15 protein-coding genes and 2 tRNA genes are annotated in these 17089 nt (G+C 61.5%); all 17 read left to right on the top strand.

The annotated features are described in order from the left end of the window. Positions 1–93 precede the first annotated feature (93 nt). Entirely contained in the window at positions 94–1437 is a 1344-nt protein-coding gene (rpoD, locus tag ACTQX9_RS07155; RefSeq protein WP_370450567.1) for an RNA polymerase sigma factor RpoD, read from the top strand. A gap of 346 nt (positions 1438–1783) precedes the next feature. After that, positions 1784–1858, top strand: a tRNA-Asn gene (locus ACTQX9_RS07150). A 33-nt stretch (positions 1859–1891) separates the two neighbouring features. Continuing rightward, positions 1892–1966 (top strand) — tRNA-Asn (locus ACTQX9_RS07145). A gap of 161 nt (positions 1967–2127) precedes the next feature. Beyond that, entirely contained in the window at positions 2128–2517 is a 390-nt protein-coding gene (locus ACTQX9_RS07140; protein WP_187361832.1) for an Asp23/Gls24 family envelope stress response protein, read from the top strand. 27 nt (positions 2518–2544) lie between these two features. Further along, the gene (locus ACTQX9_RS07135) at positions 2545–4206 is read left to right on the top strand and encodes a DAK2 domain-containing protein (protein WP_441540870.1); all 1662 of its coding nucleotides are present in this window, start codon (positions 2545–2547) and stop codon (positions 4204–4206) included. A gap of 10 nt (positions 4207–4216) precedes the next feature. Then, positions 4217–6394, top strand: coding sequence for an ATP-dependent DNA helicase RecG (gene recG, locus ACTQX9_RS07130; RefSeq protein ID WP_441540868.1), 2178 nt, complete (start codon positions 4217–4219; stop codon positions 6392–6394). Continuing rightward, positions 6391–7035, top strand: a complete 645-nt coding sequence (gene rsmD, locus ACTQX9_RS07125) for a 16S rRNA (guanine(966)-N(2))-methyltransferase RsmD (protein WP_154515437.1) — start codon at positions 6391–6393, stop codon at positions 7033–7035. Before recG ends, rsmD begins: the two co-directional genes overlap by 4 nt. After that, positions 7028–7525, top strand: coding sequence for a pantetheine-phosphate adenylyltransferase (gene coaD / locus ACTQX9_RS07120; protein WP_154515440.1), 498 nt, complete (start codon positions 7028–7030; stop codon positions 7523–7525). Before rsmD ends, coaD begins: the two co-directional genes overlap by 8 nt. A 68-nt stretch (positions 7526–7593) precedes the next feature. After that, complete coding sequence (locus ACTQX9_RS07115; RefSeq protein WP_154515443.1) at positions 7594–8091, top strand: ATPase; 498 nt, start codon at positions 7594–7596, stop codon at positions 8089–8091. Then, entirely contained in the window at positions 8091–8645 is a 555-nt protein-coding gene (locus ACTQX9_RS07110) for a YceD family protein (RefSeq protein WP_154515446.1), read from the top strand. The genes ACTQX9_RS07115 and ACTQX9_RS07110 overlap by 1 nt, the downstream gene beginning before the upstream one ends. Before the next feature lie 64 nt (positions 8646–8709). Further along, on the top strand, positions 8710–8889 hold the full coding sequence (gene rpmF / locus ACTQX9_RS07105; RefSeq protein ID WP_022094017.1) for a 50S ribosomal protein L32: 180 nt from the start codon (positions 8710–8712) through the stop codon (positions 8887–8889). A gap of 88 nt (positions 8890–8977) precedes the next feature. Continuing rightward, positions 8978–9994, top strand: a complete 1017-nt coding sequence (gene plsX / locus ACTQX9_RS07100; protein ID WP_441540865.1) for a phosphate acyltransferase PlsX — start codon at positions 8978–8980, stop codon at positions 9992–9994. Positions 9995–10111: 117 nt separating this feature from the next. Beyond that, a complete protein-coding gene (locus tag ACTQX9_RS07095; RefSeq protein WP_441540863.1) occupies positions 10112–10354 on the top strand; it encodes an acyl carrier protein in 243 nt (80 codons plus the stop codon). A 3-nt stretch (positions 10355–10357) separates the two neighbouring features. Beyond that, positions 10358–11083, top strand: a complete 726-nt coding sequence (gene rnc, locus ACTQX9_RS07090) for a ribonuclease III (RefSeq protein ID WP_154515455.1) — start codon at positions 10358–10360, stop codon at positions 11081–11083. A 10-nt stretch (positions 11084–11093) separates the two neighbouring features. Then, complete coding sequence (gene smc, locus ACTQX9_RS07085; protein WP_441540861.1) at positions 11094–14630, top strand: chromosome segregation protein SMC; 3537 nt, start codon at positions 11094–11096, stop codon at positions 14628–14630. Then, positions 14630–15547: a signal recognition particle-docking protein FtsY gene (gene ftsY / locus ACTQX9_RS07080; protein ID WP_271807278.1), complete on the top strand. Its 918-nt coding sequence runs from the start codon at positions 14630–14632 to the stop codon at positions 15545–15547. Before smc ends, ftsY begins: the two co-directional genes overlap by 1 nt. A gap of 10 nt (positions 15548–15557) precedes the next feature. Next, entirely contained in the window at positions 15558–17042 is a 1485-nt protein-coding gene (gene ffh / locus ACTQX9_RS07075; protein WP_441540859.1) for a signal recognition particle protein, read from the top strand. Positions 17043–17089: the final 47 nt, after the last annotated feature.

Genomic DNA, 17089 nt, shown 5'->3' with positions numbered 1-17089 from the left:
CATGTTATCTGCTATATCCAGTCTGAATTTTGGGTATAGACGTGTAAGTGTGTGCTAAAGTAATGTGTCCTGTGGACTACGAAGGGAGAATCTGTGCCAAATAAGACTGAGAGCACGGGTACTGGGCTGGAATCCTACGTTGCTAAGCTCATGGGCAACGGCTCAAACAGGACTTCGGTAACCGAGGACGAGATCCAGGTCGTCCTGAAGGATATCGATGTTTCTGACGAGCAGCTCAACGCGGTCTATTCCGCGCTGCGCAACAGCGGCATCCAGATTATCTCCGCGAGCGGAAACGACGACGCCCCCATGGACGTCGACGATGACGATAACGATACCGACGATTTCGATGACGACGAGGAGCACGATTCCGGCTCGCTCGACGATCACGAGCTTAAGATGGCCCGTCAGGCCGATGCCGAGATGGGTTCTTGCAAGAGCAAAAAGAAGCGCACCGTCCGCACGTCCCGCTCGCGTTCTCGCGTGCGTGGCATCGATGCCTCCACGGTGATGCTGACCGGTGACCCGGTTCGAATGTACCTTAAGGAGATCGGCAAAGTCGACCTGCTGACCGCCTCCGAAGAGGTCGATCTGGCCATGAAGATCGAGGCCGGTCTCGAGGCCACCGAGAAGCTCGAGGCCGCCGAGGCGGGCGAGATCGAGCTCACCCGCGCCGAGATGCGTCGTCTGACTCGTATCGAGAACGTGGGCCTCGAGGCCAAGCAGGCGCTCATCAGCGCCAACCTCCGTCTGGTCGTCTCCATCGCCAAGCGCTACGTCGGTCGCGGCATGCTGTTCCTGGATCTGATCCAGGAGGGCAACCTCGGTCTGATCCGCGCCGTCGAGAAGTTCGACTACCAGAAGGGCTTCAAGTTCTCCACGTACGCTACGTGGTGGATCCGTCAGGCCATCACGCGCGCCATCGCCGACCAGGCCCGTACCATCCGTATTCCCGTGCACATGGTCGAGACCATCAACAAGCTTGTCCGCGTGCAGCGCCAGCTCCTCCAGGATCTGGGTCGCGACCCGACCCCCGAGGAGATCGGTGCCGAGATGGACATGAGTGCCGACCGCGTCCGCGAGATTCAGAAGATCTCGCAGGAGCCCGTGTCGCTCGAGACTCCTATCGGCGAGGAAGAGGATTCCCAGCTGGGCGACTTTATCGAGGACTCCCAGGCCATCGTTCCGCCCGATGCCGCCAGCTTCTCCATGCTGCAGGAGCAGCTCACCCAGGTGCTCGACTCGCTTGCCGATCGTGAGCGCAAGGTTATTGAGCTACGCTTTGGACTTGTCGACGGACATCCCCGCACGCTCGAGGAAGTCGGCCGCGAGTTTGGTGTCACGCGCGAGCGCATCCGCCAGATCGAGTCCAAGACCCTGGCCAAGCTCCGCCACCCCAGCCGCTCCAGCAAGCTCAAAGACTACATTGAGTCTTAACCTCGCAAGCAAGAGGCGCCCTCAAGCACATCCGCTTGAGGGCGCTTTCATGTAACAAGGGCCGGCAGTTGGGGCACGGGTAGTCTTTTTGGGACGGGGCTTTTTTAGCTACCCAATCTGGGGCCTTTAAAGCTAGAGCCGCTTATTGAGATAGGGTAGCTAAAAAAGCCCCGTCCCAAAAAGACTACCCTGGGCGTCTGGTTGATTAGTCGTTGGGGACGTTCTTGAATGACTAGTCGTTTAAGAACGTCCCCAACGACTGGGTCGGAAAATTTCTTAAAAAAGTTCTTGCCCTGAGCTGATTCGTCCGTATAATAAACTTCGTTGCTTGAGAGCATGCACCTATTCCTCGGTAGCTCAATGGTAGAGCACGCGGCTGTTAACCGCGCTGTTGTAGGTTCGAGTCCTACCCGGGGAGCCAGAATTTCTCAGCCCAATCTGCTGGGCTTTAAATTCCTCGGTAGCTCAATGGTAGAGCACGCGGCTGTTAACCGCGCTGTTGTAGGTTCGAGTCCTACCCGGGGAGCCAGATTGTAAAACCCGTCGCTTTTGCGGCGGGTTTTTTCATGCCGCGATTGCTTAACGCAAACGTTGCCATATCAACATTTCGTGTCGAGGATGTAATCCCGCGACCCACCACCTCAACATGGCGCGGTCGTTGTAGAATATTGCAATGATTGCTCCCACGACATGGTGCCGCGAGCACCAGATAAGGAGATTCTTGTGTCTGAGACCATTAACGGCAGCCTGAGCGTCTCGAACGACGTTATTGCCGATATTGCCGGTTATGCCGCGATGACGTGCTATGGCGTCGTCGGTATGGCCGAGCAGCTCCAGGGCGCCGAGAGCGTGCGCCTGCTTGCCGGTCAGCGCCTCCGCAAGGGCGTGCTTGTCTCCGCCGACGAGAACGGCCTTACGGTCGACCTTCACGTCGTGCTCGAGAACGGCGTCAACATGAAGTCCGTCTGCCACAATCTTTCGAGCTCCGTTGCTTTCACCCTGCAGGAGATCGCCCAGATCGATCCCGCCAGCCTTAAGATCGGCATTCACATCGACGCGCTCAAGAGCCGTCTGAACTAGCATCCGAAAACGGAGATTCAAATACTCATGATTGTAAAGACCATTCGCACCTGTTTTCCGATCGCTGCGGCTGCCGTTTCCGACAAGGCCGAGGAGATCAATAAACTCAACGTCTTTCCCGTGCCCGACGGCGACACCGGCACCAACATGTCGCTCACGCTCGCCTCGGTGACCAAGGAGCTTTCCGCCCTTCCCGCCGATGCCGATATGGAGGCCATCGCCGGCGCCATCACCCACGGCTCCCTCATGGGCGCCCGCGGCAACTCCGGCGTTATCACCTCGCAGATCCTGCGCGGCGTGGCCGAGGGCCTCGTCTCTGTCGATGAGCCCATCACGTCTGCCGACATCGCGCATGCTTTCCGTCGCGCCGTCAAGGTCGCCTTCCAGGCCGTCCGCAAGCCCATCGAGGGCACGATTCTTACGGTCCTGCGCGACGTCTCGACCAAGGCCGACGAGTGCGAGAAGAAGAAGTTCTCGGCCGAGGACGCGCTCGACGCCATCGTCGTCGAGGCCTACCAGTCTGTGGCTCGCACGCCCGACCTGCTGCCCGTTCTGAAGGAGAACGGCGTGGTCGACTCCGGCGCCTTTGGCTTCGCCATCTTCCTGGAAAACTTTGTTGCCGCTGCTCTGGGCCGCAGCACCGTTGTCGAGGATTTCTCCACCACGTTTGATTCCGCTGGCTCTGCCCGCGATGCGGCCCTCGGTCGCGTTGAGATCGAGGCCAACGACGACTGGGAGGGCTCGGAGTTCCGCTACTGCAACGAGTTCCTCTTTAAGGCCGACGCCCCGTTTGACGAGGACGAGTGCCTTAAGTTCCTGGGTTCCATGGGCGACTGCGAGCTGCTCGTGGGCGCCTACCCCGACTACAAGATCCACGTGCACTCCAACACCCCCAACCTGGTGCTCGAGCACATGCTGCAGCTTGGCCAGATCTACGAGGTCTTTATCCACAACATGGAGATGGAGGCCCACGACCGTACCGCTAAGATCCACGAGGACCAGCAAAAGGCCGCCGAGCCCGCCAAGGCCCTGGGTTTTGTCGCCGTTGCCGCCGGTTCCGGTGAGGCCGACATCCTCAAGTCCCTCGGCGTCGACGTGGTCGTTTCGGGTGGCCAGACCATGAACCCCTCGACCGCCGACCTGCTGGGCGCGGTGGACCAGGTCAACGCGACTTCGGTCATCATCCTGCCCAATAACGGCAATATCCGTATGGCTGCCGAGGCTGCCGCTTCTGCCTGCACCGACAAAAAGGTCGCCGTGGTTCCCACCAAGACCGTTCCGCAGGCGTTCTCCGCTCTGTTCGCGGTGCTGCCCGATTCCGAGCTCGAGGACGCCGTCGCCGCCATGGTCGATGCCATCAGCGAGGTTCGCGATGGCGAGGTCACCCGTGCCGTGCGCGATTCCAGCGCCTCTGACGGCTCGCCGATTCACTCCGGTGACGTCATGGGTATCATTGCCGGCTCCATCGACGTGGTCGGCTCTGATGTGAAGCAGGTCACGCTCGACTGCATCAACCGCATGCAGGAGGAAGAGGAGGGCGACGCGCTGACGATTCTGGCCGGCGAGGAGCTGTCCGATGAGGCCTTCCAGGAGATCGTCGACGCCATCGAGGAGACTCAGCCCGACCTGGAGATTGACGCCCATCGTGGCGAGCAGCCGCTCTATCCCGTGATCTTCTCGATCGAGTAGGCATCTGCCCATGTCCGAGCTGTGCTCCGTGCCGCGCGTCTCGGAGCGCTTTGCCCAGAGCAATGCGCTCGACGAGGATATCGCGCGACTCAAATATGTTTCGGGTAAACGTGAGGAGGCCCTTCGCCGTCTGGGAATTAGGACGGTGGGGGACCTCCTTCTCCATATCCCTCATCGATATCTGGACTTTACACGCTCCTGGTCCATCGAGATGGCGCCTATCGGTACGGTGTGCACGATCGTCGCCACGGTCGATCGTATCGTTCAAAAGCAGCCCCGCCCGCGTATGCAGGTTACCGAGGTCTCGCTTGTGGACGAGACGGGCGTGCTACAAGTCGCTTTTTTCCGCCAGCCCTGGATTGCCCAGCAGCTCAAGCAGGGCGACCGCCTGGCCGTGATGGGTAAGGTCGAATTTGCCTACGGCTTTAAGCAGATGGCCTCGCCGCATTTCGAAAAGCTCGAGGACGGGCGTGCCGCGGGCACCATCCTTCCGGTTCACTATGTGAGCGACGGTGTGAGCCAGGCTTGGATGCGCCGTATCGTGAGCGGCGCGCTCGAGATTGTCGGCAATCCCTTCGACCCGATTCCCGCGCCCCTGCGCGCCAAGCGCCGCCTTATGAGCAGCGCCCGTGCGCTGCGTTCGATTCACTTTCCCTCGAGTATGGCCGAGCGCGATATCGCGCGCGCACGGCTTGCCTATGAGGAATGCCTCTATCTTCAGCTGGCGCTTCGTCTGCGCAACGACGGCGGTATGGTCGAGGTGGTTCCCTACACCCATACCGCGGGTGGTCATTTGACGGCGCTTAGGCGGGCCCTGCCGTTTTCGCTGAGCGACGAGCAGGAGGCCGCGTTCCAAGACATCCTGCATGACATGTGCGATGGCGACCACGTGATGAACCGCTTGCTGCTGGGCGATGTCGGTACCGGCAAGACCGCCGTCGCCGCCTGCGCGCTGGCAGTCGCGGCCGATTCGGGTACCCAGTCCTGCGTCATGGCACCCACGGGCGTGCTGGCGCGTCAATATGCCGATAAGACCGGCCCTTTGCTCTCGCAGGCCGGTATGTCCTGGGCGCTCCTGACGGGTGCTACCCCGGCCGCCGAGCGCGAGCGCATCCATGCACAGCTGCAGTCTGGTGAGCTCGATGTGCTCTTTGGTACCCATGCGGTCCTTTCGGATAACGTAACGTTTAAACATCTTTCACTCGTCGTTATCGACGAACAGCATCGGTTTGGCGTGGGGCAGCGCAATGCCCTGCGTGCCAAAGGCCCAGGTGCGGACTTGCTCGTTATGACGGCCACGCCTATTCCGCGCACACTGGCGCTCTCGGTCTATGGCGACCTGGACACGTCCATCATTCGTCATCGCCCCGTTCCCGGGGCCGGCGTCTCGACGCGCGTGCTCACCGAGTCGAGCCGCGACCTGGCTTACGGTGCCATTCGCGAGGCGCATGCTCAAGGACAGCAGGCTTACGTTATCTGCCCGCTTGTGGAGCCGAGTGACTCCGCGGACGATTTGGAAGACGTTCCTGGCATTGCTCGCGACGATGAAGGTCGCGTGACGGTGCCCGTGCCGTTGCACGACACCGCGACCGAGCTCGACCGCCTGCGTCTGGCATTGCCGGGGCTTTCCGTCGAGCGTCTTCACGGCCGCATGCCGGCGGGGGAGAAGGACCGCGTGATCGACGCCTTTAAGCGCGGCGAGATCGACGTGCTCGTCTCGACTACGGTGGTCGAGGTGGGCGTCGACGTACCTAACGCCACCGTCATGGTTATCGAGAACGGCGAGCGCTTTGGCTTGGCAGCCCTGCATCAGCTTAGAGGCCGCGTGGGCCGCGGCAGCGTGTCGGGCACGTGCCTGGTCATGACGCATTCCAAGGGCAATGGCGGCGTGTCTGCTGCGCAAGACCGCCTGCGGGCGCTCGAAAAGACCTCTGACGGTTTTGCACTTGCGCAGATGGACCTGCGTTTGCGCCACGAGGGCGAAATCTTGGGTTATCGCCAACATGGCGGTGTGACCCTGCGTTTTGTGGACCTGGACGCCGACGAGGATCTTATCGAATGGGCCCATTTGGACGCGGTCGAGCTCTTGCGGTATGCTTGCAACCTTGACTCCGTGGCGACGCGTCCCTTGCGCGATGCGGTCGCCACGCGTTATCGACATATCTTCAAGGAGGTCAGCGGAGGATGAGAATCATCGGCGGTGAATGGCGCGGCCGCAAGATCGAAGAGCCGCGTGGGCGCGATGTCACCCGTCCCACGACCGACCGCGTGCGCGAGGCATGTGCGTCCATGGTCATGTCGGCATTCGATTTCGATCTGGACGAGGTCCGCGTGCTGGATGCCTTTGGCGGCTCCGGTGCCCTGGGAATCGAGATGCTCTCGCGCGGCGCTCGCTCGCTCATCACGTTCGAGATCGATCGCAATGCCGCCCGACTGATCACTAAGAATATCGAGTCGCTGTGTCGCGACCGCTCGCGTTGGCGCGTCGTTACCGGCGATGTGTTGGCGAGCGCCTCGCGCGGCCGTGTTCCGGGCGGCCCCTTTGATCTGGTCTTGCTCGATCCGCCCTATGCCTTTGGCGCCGAGCCGGTCGAGGAGCTGCTGCGCAATCTTGCCCAGCAGGGCTTGCTGGCACCAGGGGCCTTTGCCCTGTTTGAGCATGCCGCAAGCGACGCGGGCGCTCATCCGGCTGGTTTTGAGACCGTGCGAGAGAAACGCTACGGCATTACCTCGGTTGACTTGCTGCGCTGGGTGGCCGCGGACGAGTGCGACCATGCTAATGACAGCGATATTGACGAGGACGTGCCTTTGGAGGATACCCATGAATGACACTATCAACCGCGTGATCGTTCCGGGTACGTTTGACCCCATCACGTTTGGTCACATCGATGTAATCCGCCGCGCCCGCCGCATTTTTCCCAGCGTGATTGTCGCCGTGGCGGAGTCGCAGGGCAAAAACGGCGTGGGCACCACCTTTATGCTTGATGAGCGCGTGGCGTTGGCCCGCGAGGCCCTGGGCGATATTGACGGTGTCGAGGTACTGCCCTTTACCGGCCTGTTGGTCGATTTTGCCCGTGAGCAGGGTGCGGGTGCTGTGGTCAAGGGCCTGCGCGCCATGACCGACTTTGAGTACGAGCTGCAGCAGGCGGACCTCAACTATCGCCTGGACAACGAGCTTGAGTCCATTTTTGTCATGAGTGCGCCGCAGTACGGCTATATCTCGAGCTCGGTGGTTCGTCAGATCGCATCGCTCGGAAGCGATGTGTCGACGTTTGTGCCGCCCAATGTGGTCGAAGCGCTTAAACATCGCTTTTCGTGACGTTTCATATTGCCTGATGGCATGTGGTAAACTAACACGATGACATGTTACCTATGAAAGGAGACCGGATGCCGGGCGAGAATTTTCCTGGCGACAGGATCGTGAGCCTTGTCGAGGAGCTCGAGGGGCTCATCGAAGAGGCTAAGACGCCGTTCGGCAAGAATGCCCAGATGAAGGTTATCGATGCCGACGTCTTCTTTAACATCCTTGACGAGATCCGTATGAGCTATCCCGAGGAGTGGCAGAAGTCCCGTCGCATCCTCAAGGAGCGCGACGAGCTTATGGCTTCCGCCGCCGCTCAGGCCGATTCCATCATTGCCGATGCTCAGCAGCAGGCACTCACCATTGCCGGTGAGCAGGAGATCGTCCGCTTGGCGCAGCAGCAGGCCGACGATATCCGTGATCGTGCCCAGCAGTACGAGCGCGAGACGCGCTATGCGGCCGAGGATTATGCCGAGCAGGTCTTTACGCACCTCGAGGAGAACCTCAAGAGCCTGACCGGCACCGTTACCCGTTGCCGTCAGCAGCTCAACGAGGGTGCCGCCCAGCAGAACGGTCAGTGGTAATGGCTGAGTTCCCGAGCGTTACCGTCGATCTTTCCGAGCAGCTCGAGTTTCCCGGAGACTCGTATCCGCTGACCGGCAAGGTCGATGTCGCCACCTACACGGTGGGCGAGAAGGAGTACCAGCTGCAGGACGGCATTGCTTACGACGTGGTTTTTACCAATGCGGGCACCGGTGTTCTGCTCTCCGGTATGGTTCGAGCGCACGCCACCGGCGAATGCGACCGCTGCCTTGAGCTCGCCTCGTTTGATATCGCCGGCGAGATCGAGGAGTTCTACCTCTTTGAGGAGCCCGAGGATCCCGAGGCCTACGAGGACGGTTACGAGCTTTTGGGCGAGGACCGCATTGTCGATCTGGGGGAGCCCATTAACGACGCCGTTGTCATGGACACGCCGTTTGTGGTGCTCTGCAAGCCCGATTGCCGCGGCCTGTGCCCCACCTGCGGCATCAATCTCAACGTCGAGCAATGCGATTGCGCCGCCCAGGCCGAGGCCGAATGGGCCGCTGCCACGGAAAATCCATTTGCAGCATTGAAGAATCTCAATCTTGATGAGTAAAAATGTGGTAGTATCGCTACTTGCGCGTAATCGCCACACTGGATAGTTCATAAGGAAGGTCACTATGCCCGTACCTAAACAAAAGCAGGGTCGTATCCGTACCCATACCCGTCGTTCCGCCAACATGAAGATCTCGGCTGCGGCTCAGTCCACGTGCCCCCGTTGCGGCGCTGTCAAGCTCCCGCACCACGTGTGCCCCAGCTGCGGTTTCTACAAGGACCGCGAGGTTATCGTTACCGAGTAACTGTATACTCTGGATACGATGCCGTTCCAACTGGAACCACAATGGCCGGCTCAATGAGTCGGCCATTTTTGTATAAGGAGCACTTGAAATGAGTAACGTTCGCGTTTGTGTAGACGTTGTGGGCGGAGACGAGAAGCCCCAAGTTGTCCTCGACGGTATTGAGGCCGCGCTTGCCGACGATCCCGATATCGAGGTCATTGCTGTTGGCCCCGCCGATATCGTCAACCCCTTTGCCGCGGCGCACGCGCGCGTGGAGGCTCTGGAGGCCCCCGATGTCATCGCCATGGACGACGATCCCATCCGCGCCGTGATGACCAAGCGTAAGTCTTCGATCGTGCTTGCCTGCCGTGCTATTAAGAAGGGCAACGCGGACGCGTTTTTCTCCGCGGGGTCGACCGGCGCCATGACGGCTGCCGCCACCGCCTACGTGACGCCGTTTAAATATTTGGTAGAGGGTAAGAAGCAGCCGGTGCGTCCATGCCTCACCAATGCGCTGCCCAACCGCGCCGGTGGCCTTACGGTACTGTGTGACATGGGGGCCAACCCCGATGTCGAGGTCGACGACATGGTTCGCTTTGCCCAGATGGGTGCAGCCTATGCCCGCGTGGTCTTGGGCATCGAACATCCGCGTGTGGGCCTGCTTGGCAACGGCACCGAGGACGAGAAGGGTTCTAACTTTACCAAGGCGTGCTTCCCGGCTATGAAAGCCGCGGTCCCCGGTTTTGTGGGCAACTGCGAGGGCACCGATCTTACGTCGGGCAATTTTGACGTTGTGGTCGCCGACGGCATGTCGGGCAATATTGCGCTCAAGGCAACCGAGGGCGCTGCCAAGTTTTTGATGCAAGAGCTCAAGGGCGCCTTTATGTCTTCGCTCGGTACCAAGATCGCCGCGCTGCTCATCAAAAAGCAGATGCGCCAGATTAAAGCCAAGCTCTCGGGCGATGCCAAGGGCGGCGCGATCCTGCTGGGCCTTCGCGGCGTCGTTTTGATTGGCCATGGCGCCACGTCGGCCGAAGCCGTTAAGAACGGTACGCTCGCCGCGGCTCAGGCCGTTCGAGCCGGGCTTATCGAAAGCATTGCCAATTCCATGGAAGGTATCGTTTAGCAAGAGCTCCGTTACGTGGCTCAAGCTATGCATCGTGGGGTAGAATCGGAGCCGTGCTGCAATGCGGCTTCCGCCCGCGCGACACATTGTATTCCACGACTTATGAGAGGATGCGCTATGGATCGCTCCGAAATCTTTGACAAGATCGCTGAGATCGCTGCCGACGTGCTGGGCGTTGACGTTGCCGAGATCAGTGATGAGACGACTTTTGACGACCTCGATGCCAATTCGCTCGAGCGCCTGCAGCTGGTGACGGCCATCGAGGACGAGTTTGACCTCGAAATCGATGACGAGACCCTGTTGTCGCTCACCTCCGTTGCCGACGCCGTCGACGCTATCGAAAACGCCAGGGAGGCCTAGGTCTTGGCTTTATCTCAACGACTCACGCGCGCTCAGGAAATCCTGGGCCATGAGTTTAATAACAAGGTGCTGCTACGCGCGGCGCTCACCCACCCCTCGGCAGTAGAGGGGCAGCCGGTCTCTGCCAGCTATGAACGGCTTGAGTTTTTGGGTGACTCCATTCTGGGCGCCGTGGTTGCCCGTTCGCTCTTTGAGTCTTATCCCGAGTTCGATGAAGGCAAGCTCACGCGTCTGAAGGTATCGCTTGTTTCGGGTGCCACGCTGTCCGAGGTTTCGCACGAGCTGGGCATCGACGACATCATCATCTTTGGCGCCTCCGAGACCGGTACCGGCGCGCGCGGCCTTAACTCGGCGCTCGAGAACGTCTATGAGTCGCTCGTGGGTGCGTTGTACCTCGATGCCGGCTGGGATGCGGCGGCGGAGTTCATCCACCGCACGCTTAAGCCCCATTTGGCCTCCGAGCGTGCCGAGCACCCCGCGAACCCCAAGTCGTTCTTGCAGGAGTGCGTGCAGGCAGACGGTCACGAGCCCCCGGCATACAAGCTGGTAGGCTCCGAGGGCCCGGCACATGCGCCCACCTTTACCGCCGTGGTGCTTGTCGACGGTATCCGTCAGGGCCGCGGCACCGGCGCCTCTAAGAAAGAGGCCGAGGGAGCCGCTGCACTCGAGGCGCTCGACCGCATGGGTTACACCACCAACGGTGTGATTCTCAACAAGAAGCCCGTTTAAGCGAGGAACCGTGTATCTCAAGTCCCTTACGCTCAAAGGGTTCAAGTCGTTTGCCGACCGCGCCCATATGACGTTTGAGCCGGGCCTGACCGTCATCGTCGGTCCTAACGGCTCGGGAAAATCGAATATCTCCGATTCGATTCTGTGGGTACTGGGTGAGCAGAGCGCCAAGCAGCTGCGCGGCCAGGCCATGGAGGACGTCATCTTCTCGGGCTCGTCGGCGCGCAAGCCGGTGGGCGTTGCCGAGGTCACGCTGGTGCTCGATAACTCGGACCATGTGCTGCCTGTCGACTTTGATGAGGTTGCCATCACCCGCCGCATGTATCGTTCGGGCGAGAGCGAATACCTCATCAACTCGAGTCCGTGCCGCCTGATGGATATCCAGGACATTTTGCACGATTCGGGCTTGGGTAAGGATACGCATTCCATTATCAGCCAGGGCAAGCTCGATGCCATTTTGCAGAGCCGTCCCGAGGAGCGCCGCGCCCTTATCGAGGAGGCTGCCGGCATTTCCAAGCACAAGCGCCGCAAGGAGCGTGCGCTCAAAAAGATTAAGTCGATGGACGAGCACCTTACTCGTGCCCGCGACATCAATAAGGAGATTGCCCGTCAGCTGCGACCGTTGGAGCGTCAGGTCGATCGCGCGCGCAAGTACAAAGAGCTGTCCTCGCGCGCGAACGAGCTTACGCAGATGCTGGCCGTTGACGAGCTTCGTTCGCTGCAGTCGCAGTGGAACGATCTGGAGAGCCGTTCCAAAGAGGGTGCCGCCGAGCTGGAGCTTGCGCAGTACCGTTTGGGCGAAAAGGAGCGCGAGCTCGAGAAGCTCCAGGTGATGCTCGAGGAAAAGGGCCTGTTTGTGGGTGACTTGGGCGAGCAGCGCCGTCATATGCAAGATGTGGTCGGCCGTATTAACTCCGATATGCGCCTGCTCGAGGAAAAGGGCCACAATATGGTGTCGCGCCTGTCCGATATGCGCGGCCAGATTTCGAGCTCCGAGCATCAGCGTCGTCGCGTGGTCGAGGAGCTCGAGGATGCACGTGCCCAGCTAGAGGAAGTGACCGGTGCGCACATGCAGGCCCAGGACGACGTTGACGCCGCCGGCCCTGCCGCCGCCGAGCTCCACGAGCGCCGTGTTGCGCTCGACAATCAGATCTCGCAGCTTACGCGCGAGCAACGCGATGTGCAGCGCGTGGCCGACAAGGCTGCGCTCGAGCTTGCCAAGGTGAAAGACTCGCTGAGTAATGCCGAGGTCGAGGACAACATGTACGCCTCGCGCCTGGAGCAGATTGACGAGCAGCTCGAGGAGGTCACGGCCTCGCTCGAGAGTCGTCGCGACCGCGCCGAGGAGCTCGACGGCGCGCTCGATCAGGCTCGCCAAGCCCAGGCCGATGCGCGCCAGGCCACCGAGGTCGCCCGTGCGGCGTTGAAGGACTTGCGCGCCCGTGAGAGCGAGTCGCGCAACAAGCTGTCCGAGGTGCGCTCTGAGCTTGCGAGCCAAAAGAAGCTCGATGCCCGTATGGCCGATAGCTCGCCGCTGGTGAGCCGTCTGGTAGGGGCATTGGGCGATGACGTAACGGGCCGTCTGGGCGACGTGCTCGAGGCGCCGCGTGAGCTTGAGGGCCTGGTCGAGCAGCTGCTTGCCGGCGATATCGATGCCCTGTTGTTTGATGACGCCGCCACGCTTGAGCGTGCCGGTCGTGCGGCTTTGGACCAAAAGAAGGCCTCGGGCGAGGCACTGCTGGTGGCGCGTGCTGTGAGCGGCTCTGCTGCTGCCGAGGGCGCTGCCGGTTCGCGTCTGGTTGATCGCCTGTCCGTGCGTGCCGGTTATGGCCCGATTGTCGAGGCACTGCTCGGCGGCTATTACGTGGTCGATGACTTGCCTTGTGCGCTGGCGGCACCAGTCGTTGACGGTGTGACCTATGTGACGCCCGATGGCGCTCGCGTGAGCTTTGGTGGCCTGGTGCGCGTGGGGCTCGATGCCGGCGAGGCCTCGGGTGCCCTGGAGCGGAAGCGCCGCATTCGCGAGCTCGAAGGCCTGGAGCCCGATTTGGCTGCCGTTTTTGAGCATGTGTCGAACCAGGTTATCGAGGCCAATGCGGCCGTCGAGGAGGCGCGTGCCGCCGAGGGTGATGCCGCCGGCGAGATCGCCCGTCTTGAGGGCGAGCGCCGCTCGCTGCTCTCCGAGATTGGCCGCCTGGAGCAAAGCGCCAACAACGCCGAGGTCGAGCGTGCGCGCATCTCCAGGCGCCGCGAGCAGGCGGCCGAGGCCGTGAACGCCGCGCGCCCGCGCGTTGACGAGCTCACCCGTTCGCGCGACGAGGCCCGTGCGCAGGCAAGCGACCTGGGTCTCCAGATTGCCGAAGCCAACGACGAGCTCGATCGCGTGCGCCGTGACGATTCCGAGGCAGCCGGTAAGCTCGCCGATGCCAAGGTGCGCCTGGCCCAGACGAGCGAGCGCCTGCGTTCGCTGAAGGGCCGCGTGCCCGATCTGGAGCATCGCCTGGAGGGCATTGACCGCCGTATCCGCGGAACACGTCAGGCTTCGCGCTCGCTCGAGCTGCTGCGCCTGCGTGTCGATCCCATGCACGAGCGCTATTCGGCCCTGCTGGAGCGTGCATCTGATTGGGCCGCGCGCCTGCGTGACCAGGCCTCACTCGAGGAGGCAGACTCGGCTTCGCTCAAGAAAACCATCGAGGATGCCAAGGCCGAGGTCTCCCGCGCCAAGGAGCGGGTCGATGCCGCCACGGCGACACAAAACGAGTTCAAGGTCGCGCGCGGCAAGCTCGAGGTGCAGGTAGAGGCGGCCATCAAGGCCATTACCGCCGATGGCACCACGGTGCTTGAGGAAGCGCTCATGCTTCCTGCTCCCACCGATCGCGACGCCGCCGAGCGCGAGCTCAACCAGCTCGTGCGCCAGATCAACAACCTGGGCCCTGTGAACCAGGTTGCCATGGAGGAGTACGAGCAGCTCAAGCGCCGCGCCGATTACATCGAGGAGCAGCTGGCCGATCTGGAGAGCGCGCGCAAGGCGCTCGCCAAGATTACCGTGGCCATCGACCGCAAGATGCGTAAAGCCTTCCTGGTGACCTTCGAAAAGGTCGATGCGAACTTCCGCGAGATCTTCGCCATGCTGTTCCCGGGTGGCCAGGCACATCTGGAGATGACCGACCCCGAGCACCCGGCCGAGACGGGCATCGAGGTCGTGGCGCAGCCGCGCGGCAAGCGCATCACCAAGATGATGCTCATGTCGGGCGGCGAGAAGAGCCTGACGGCGCTTGCCCTGCTCTTTGCCGTGTATCGCACGCGTACGGTGCCGTTCTATGTGCTGGACGAGGTCGAGGCGGCGCTCGATGACGCCAACCTGTCCAAGCTCATCGGCGCGCTCGACGTGCTGCGTTCCGATACGCAGCTCTTGGTTATCTCGCATCAGCGCCGTACTATGGAGGACGCTGACGTCCTCTACGGCGTCTCGATGCAAGCTGACGGCGTCAGTCGCGTCGTCTCGCAAAAACTCGATCGCGAAACCGGAAAGGTCGTGAATGCATAATGGGATTCTTCGATGCTCTCTCGCGCGGACTTGAGCGTAGCCGCGAGGCCCTCAACGAGGTCTTTTACTTTGGCGGCGAGGTCGACGAGGATTTTTGGGAGGACCTAGAGGACACCCTCGTCATGGGTGACATGGGTGCCGAGGTCGCCATCCAGGTCTCCGACGACCTGCGTGATGCCGCGGCCAAGAAGAACCTCAAAACCGCCCCGCAACTACGTCGGGCCCTGGCCGAGCAGCTCGAGCAGCATTTTGTACCCGTCGAGCGCGATCCGTTCGCCGACACGCCGAGCTGCGTTCTGTTTGTGGGCATCAACGGTGCCGGCAAGACCACTACGGTCGGCAAGATCGCGAGCGCCATGGCCGCCCGTGGCAAGAACGTCGTGATCGGCTCGGCCGATACCTTCCGCGCTGCCGCCATCGAACAGCTCGATGTGTGGGGCCAGCGAGCCGGCGTCCCCGTCATAAAGCGCGACCGCGGCTCAGACCCGGCAAGCGTTTGCTACGACGTGCTCGACGAGGCCGATAAGCGCGGCAGCGACCTGGTGCTCATCGACACCGCCGGTCGTCTGCATACGAGCCCCGAGCTCATGCGCGAGCTTGCCAAGGTGGTCAACGTGACGCGTAAGCGCGCCGCCAATATGGCCGCCGGCCCCATGCCCGTCTCGGTCGTCCTCGTGATCGATGCCGCGACGGGCCAAAACGGCCTGAACCAGGCGCTCGAGTTTAATGAGGCGCTGGGTCTGGACGGTATTATCATGACTAAGCTCGACGGCACGGCAAAGGGCGGTATCGCCATGGCCGTGGCCGAGAAGCTCAAGCTCCCGATCCTGCGCGTGGGCGTGGGCGAGCAGGTCGATGACCTGCAGGAGTTTAATGCCAAAGATTTCTGCCGCGCCCTGGTGGGCGAGTCCAACTAAGGAGTGACCAGTGTTTGATTCTCTGAGCGATCGCCTCAACGACACATTTGACCGCCTGCGCGGCAAGGGCAAGCTGACCGAGGCCGATATCACCTCGGCCATGCGCGACATTCGCATGGCGCTGCTCGAGGCCGACGTCAACTTTAAGGTCGTCAAGGAGTTTGTCGCCAAGACCAAGGAGCGCTGCATGACCGCCGAGGTCATGGAATCGCTGACGCCGGCGCAAAACGTCGTCAAGATCGTGCTCGACGAGCTCACCGAGATGCTCGGCTCCACCGAGAGCAAGCTCGTCTTTAGCAACCGCATTCCCAACGTCATTATGCTCGTGGGCCTGCAGGGCTCCGGTAAGACCACGGCGGCTGTAAAGTTGGCATACCTGCTCAAGAAGCAGGGCCGCTCGCCGCTGCTCGCCGCGTGCGACGTCTACCGTCCCGCCGCTGCCGACCAGCTGGCCACGCTTGGTGGAGAGATCGGCGTGCCGGTCTTCCGCGGTGACGGCGAGCACCCGGTCGATATTGCCAAGGGCGCCATCCAGGAGGCCGTCGACCACCTGCGCGATGTGGTCATCGTCGATACCGCCGGTCGTCTGCAGATCGACGAGCAGATGATGCAGGAGGCCGTGGACATCAAGAAGGCCGTCAAGCCCGATCAGGTGCTGATGGTCGTCGATGCCATGACCGGCCAGGATATCGTCAACGTTGTCTCGACCTTCGCCGAGCGCACCGACTTTGACGGCGTGATCATCTCCAAGCTCGACGGCGATGCCCGTGGCGGCGGCGCGCTTTCGGTGCGCCAGGTGACCGGCAAGCCCATCAAGTTCGTGAGCATGGGCGAGAAGCCCGATTCGCTGGAGCCGTTCTATCCCGATCGCATGGCCAAGCGCATCTTGGGCATGGGCGACGTCGTCGGCATTATCGAGAAAGCCCAGGAGGCAGCCGATGCCGAGCAGCTCGAGGCTGCCGAGCGCATGCTGCGCGAGGGCTTTACCATGAACGACATGCTCGACCAGATGAAGGCCGTCAAGAAGATGGGCGGTATGAAGGGCATTCTGGGCATGCTTCCCGGCGGCCAGCGCGCGCTCAACCAGATGGGCGGCAACCTGGATGAGGGCATCTTCGACAAGAACGAGGCCATCATCATGTCGATGACCAAGGAGGAGCGCCTGCGTCCTTCCATCATCAACGGCCAGCGTCGCGCCCGCATCGCCAAGGGTGCTGGTGTGACCCCCACCGAGGTCAATAGCCTTATGAAGCAGTGGGGCGAGATGAACAAGATGATGGGCCGCATGCGCTCGATGGCCAACCAGGCGCAAGCCGGCGGCAAGAAGGGCAAGAAGGGTAAAAAAGGCAAAAAGATGCGCATGCCCAATATTCCCGGTCTGGATGCCATGGGCCTGGGCAGCATGGGCGGCCTGGGTGGCCTGGGAACAGGTGGTCCCAAGTCCGATATGGACCTGCTGCGCCAGATGGAAGCGCAGATGCGTAATAAAAAGTAACGACTGGTTGAGTCGAGTAGGGCGAAGGCCGCCTGGATGGTACTCCA

The organism is Collinsella sp. LCP19S3_F2 (assembly GCF_052121015.1).
In the GTDB taxonomy this organism is placed as follows: domain Bacteria; phylum Actinomycetota; class Coriobacteriia; order Coriobacteriales; family Coriobacteriaceae; genus Collinsella.
The sequence above is the reverse complement of the archived record's forward strand: the minus strand, read 5'-3'. Positions and strand labels throughout refer to the sequence as shown.

Bases quoted from the DNA above. Each gene is read 5' to 3' on its own strand.
- ACTQX9_RS07140 (WP_187361832.1), top strand. From the start codon at position 2,128: ATGGTGCCGCGAGCACCAGATAAGGAGATTCTTGTGTCTGAGACCATT.
- ACTQX9_RS07135 (WP_441540870.1), top strand. From the start codon at position 2,545: ATGATTGTAAAGACCATTCGCACCTGTTTTCCGATCGCTGCGGCTGCC.
- recG (WP_441540868.1), top strand. From the start codon at position 4,217: ATGTCCGAGCTGTGCTCCGTGCCGCGCGTCTCGGAGCGCTTTGCCCAG.
- rsmD (WP_154515437.1), top strand. From the start codon at position 6,391: ATGAGAATCATCGGCGGTGAATGGCGCGGCCGCAAGATCGAAGAGCCG.
- coaD (WP_154515440.1), top strand. From the start codon at position 7,028: ATGAATGACACTATCAACCGCGTGATCGTTCCGGGTACGTTTGACCCC.
- ACTQX9_RS07115 (WP_154515443.1), top strand. From the start codon at position 7,594: ATGCCGGGCGAGAATTTTCCTGGCGACAGGATCGTGAGCCTTGTCGAG.
- ACTQX9_RS07110 (WP_154515446.1), top strand. From the start codon at position 8,091: ATGGCTGAGTTCCCGAGCGTTACCGTCGATCTTTCCGAGCAGCTCGAG.
- rpmF (WP_022094017.1), top strand. From the start codon at position 8,710: ATGCCCGTACCTAAACAAAAGCAGGGTCGTATCCGTACCCATACCCGT.
- plsX (WP_441540865.1), top strand. From the start codon at position 8,978: ATGAGTAACGTTCGCGTTTGTGTAGACGTTGTGGGCGGAGACGAGAAG.
- ACTQX9_RS07095 (WP_441540863.1), top strand. From the start codon at position 10,112: ATGGATCGCTCCGAAATCTTTGACAAGATCGCTGAGATCGCTGCCGAC.
- ftsY (WP_271807278.1), top strand. From the start codon at position 14,630: ATGGGATTCTTCGATGCTCTCTCGCGCGGACTTGAGCGTAGCCGCGAG.